We start from the raw sequence: 547 nt of genomic DNA on the forward strand, positions 1-547 counted from the left end.
AGCATCGTTTAAAAGTTTACAGTATTTTTCCATATAGCTTTTATCTTTTTCACACTCTTTGCTATCCCAGTATATATTGTATTTTTTATCAAGTTGTTCTGAAGTCATTGCTCCTGCATCTTTTAAAAGCTTTTTATTTCTAGATCCTCTTGCGATATCTAAAGGGGTGGTTGGGGTGACAAAATTTACATTAGCTCCAAGTTCAATTAAAAGCTTTGTAACCTTATAAGTTTCAGGTTCGCTTACAGCTTCAAATAAAAGAGTTTCATTGTATTCACTCTCTTGAATAAGTCGGGTTTGCATATCTACATTAGCCCCTCCTTTAATAGCTAGTTCTAATAATTCATAATTATTTTGCATAACCCAAAAATGCATAGGAGTTCTACCGGAAAATCCTTCATTATGCACTTCAAATTTAGCTCCACGATTGACTAGATATTGTATGATTTGAGAATTTGGATTATCGGCATTGAGTATATAATAATAGATTAGAGCGTTTTTATAAATATTAGGCTCGCCTTCTACTTCTTTCATTAAGATGTATTTT

1 protein-coding gene is annotated in these 547 nt (G+C 31.8%); it reads right to left on the minus strand.

Going from position 1 to position 547, the window contains the following annotated elements; genetic code table 11:
• Positions 1 to 547, minus strand: a 547-nt coding sequence (locus L8W69_RS09270) for an ankyrin repeat domain-containing protein (protein WP_263667002.1), incomplete at both ends; no start/stop codon positions are given.

It is taken from the genome of Campylobacter sp. CNRCH_2016_3089, assembly GCF_025772505.1.
Classification (GTDB): Bacteria; Campylobacterota; Campylobacteria; order Campylobacterales; family Campylobacteraceae; genus Campylobacter_D; species Campylobacter_D lari_D.